Raw genomic sequence first — 2,781 nt, 5'->3', positions numbered from 1 at the left:
CCACGCCGTATCATGTCCGCCACGTCGACACCTACGCCTGCGCCACGGCCCGCATCGACCCCAACAGCGACGTCAGCACCGACGACCGCATCGACGCCAGCCTCGACGAGCCCTCAACCATTCACTGTCCTGACGCCTCGCTTAGGGCCGCTGGCGCGGGTGCCGTCTTCAGGCGCACCCTACGCTAGTGGGACCGCCATGTCATGTCAGGACACGCCTGCCTCGTCGATTTTTTCGTCTGCGGCACTGTCTGCATCGACGACAACATCGACGACAGCACGGACGGCAGCTGTGACGGCCGCATCGGCAGTGCCAGTTTTCGGGTGGCCGCCCACGGCGGCAGCCATGTCAGACTCGCCGGCGGCATCATCGTCTACGGTAACATGCGTACCACTGAACGTATCAGAGCAAATAGGTGGGACAAAATGCGTTGTACTTTTCAAGAGCGTGTCAGGGCAGTGCTGTGCACAGTACCCCATGGGCACCCACTGCGACACCCCGTGGGGCAACAACTACAGACCAGCGAAAACAGCCTCACAAGTAACACCTACGCCCACGACTACGGCGCCACCAACTCCAGACCCGCACGCAGCTCCGACACCAGCGACAGCGCCGGCCCCGAGTGCAGCCGAGACGTCAGCACCAATGACAGCAGCTCCGACGCCAGCATCGGCAGTGTCAGCATCCACGCCTGCCCCCTGGACGGCGACGTCAGAGCCGAAGGCAGCACCGACGTCCCTGTCGACGCCCGCACCGACGCCAGCACTGACGACAGCTCTGACACCAGCACCTCCAGCGCCAGCGGCCGCCCCCACCACGCCGGCACCAAAGCCAAAGTCACAGGCAGCAGCGACGTCAGACCCGACACCCACCCCGACGTCAACAGTGAGGCCAGCACCGACGACAGCTCCGACGCCAGCACCGCCAGCGTCACCACCCACGCCCGCGCCTACGCCGGTACCCACGCCAGAGTTGCAGCCAGCATCTACGCCAACTCCGCCGTCTGCATCGACGCTCGCATCCATGGCAGCATCGTCCATAGCTTCGACACCAGCACTGCCAGCGGCAGCACCCACGCCCACGCCTACGCGGGCACCAACGTTGACACCAGCACCAACGCCGGCACCGAGCGCAGCCGAGACGTCATCGCCGACGACAACTCACACGCCAACCCTGCCAGATTCAGCACGCCCTGAGTCGTCCGCGGCGGCACCAAAGGTGGCACCCACGTCAGCCTACACGGCAGCGTTCGTGGAGCGTGTGTGGTTGGAGGTCATCGAGTGGTACAACGTGGTGTCACCGTCCACGTGGGCCACCCTGTGCGCCACGTACGTCATGCACTACTTCTTCATCGGCTTCCGCGACGAGTGGCGGCGACGGAGCGCAGCTACAGCGCGGCGGCGACGCCGACAGCGCGGCGGCGACGTCGACCGCAGACGCCCTCTAGGCCACCAGACGGCCGCCCAGGGCCGCCCTGGCATCAGCCCCCACACTGCCTCGAGCCCCGAGCCGACCTCCCTTCCAAAACCTGGCAGCACGCCAGCGGGGGCGGCTCCAGCCCCCCCGCACGGCACCACGCCTGCCAATCCTGTCATCGGCCCCCACACGGCCTCAAGCCTTGAGTCGACCCTCCCGCCAAAACCTGGTGGCACGCCAGCGGGGGCGGCTTCAGCCCCCCCGCATGGCACTACGCCTGCCATTTCTGTCATCGGTCCCCACGCTGCCTCGAGCCCAGGGGTGACCTCCCCGCCAAAACCTGGTAGCATGGCAGCTGGGCCAGCCTCGGCCGTCTCACATGCTCACACGCCTGCCCTGGAACCTGGCTCCCTCGCAACCTCGCGTGTTAGCACTAGCACTCCCAGCACTAGCACTGTGACTGTACGGGAGCACCTCGAGCGCTACCTCGGACCACAACCAGCCACCATCGGTTACCTCCGAGCCGTCAACCGTCGCTCGGCAGCTCGGATTCCACCGCGGCTCCACGCTGGCACCGAGGTTATCGTACAAGGCCAGGTCCACAACCCCATCAACGGCCTCCGAGGCATCGTACGAGGGCCGTCCAGGGAGTACCCAGGCCTCTGGACCGTCACGCTGCCTACTGGTGACACTGCCCACCTCCGCGGTTCCAGTTTGACCGTCCCAGCACCTCCGCTGCGTGCCGAGGTGCTGCCCACCAGTACAGGCATACTCACGAGGGCGCCAATCCAGGACCCCCAGCCTGCCCCCGCAGCGTACACAAGTTGCAGCAGTCTGGCGGCACGGCGTCCTGACGACACAGCGGCGGCACCCTGCAAGTCGGCCTCGCTGCCTGCCGCCAGCAGCCGCGATCAGACGGACAACACGGCTGGCCACGACGAAGGCCTCGGTGGCTCACGCGATGACGGTGACGACGACGGCCTCTTCCTCGGGGTACAGGTCGAGATCACCGCACCGACCAGCCCTCTGCGTGGATACATCGGCACAACCATCGACTTGTCTGGCGACCGCGTCGTGGTCCAGTTCACCGGCGGTCTCACCGTCGGTTGGAGCCGCTCCGATGTGACTCGCGTTCGCAAAGACCCAGGGCTTCAGCTGTCAGGCAGCACGCAGAAACTGATGCGGCGCCTCGACCAGTCGCCGCGCCCCTTCCCCGGGACTGCCCTGGAGCCCCTCCATGACATCCCAGAGGAGCCTGTCCCTGCTGACCTCCCGCCTGCCCCCTGGACGGAAATGTCTGTGGAAAAGACAAGTGCCTGTTGTTCACACCTGCTACACATGCGTAAAATCACTCACTCTGACTCT

General features: G+C 66.0%; 1 protein-coding gene. It reads left to right on the top strand.

Annotated features, from left to right (window positions below):
- Positions 1–203: 203 nt before the first annotated feature.
- Complete coding sequence (locus tag GY812_16325; GenBank protein ID MCP4437049.1) at positions 204–1,196, top strand: hypothetical protein; 993 nt, start codon at positions 204–206, stop codon at positions 1,194–1,196.
- Positions 1,197–2,781: the final 1,585 nt, after the last annotated feature.

The sequence above is a fragment of the Actinomycetes bacterium genome (genome assembly GCA_024222295.1).
Lineage (GTDB): Bacteria > Actinomycetota > Acidimicrobiia > Acidimicrobiales > Microtrichaceae > JAAEPF01.
The sequence above is the reverse complement of the archived record's forward strand: the minus strand, read 5'-3'. Positions and strand labels throughout refer to the sequence as shown.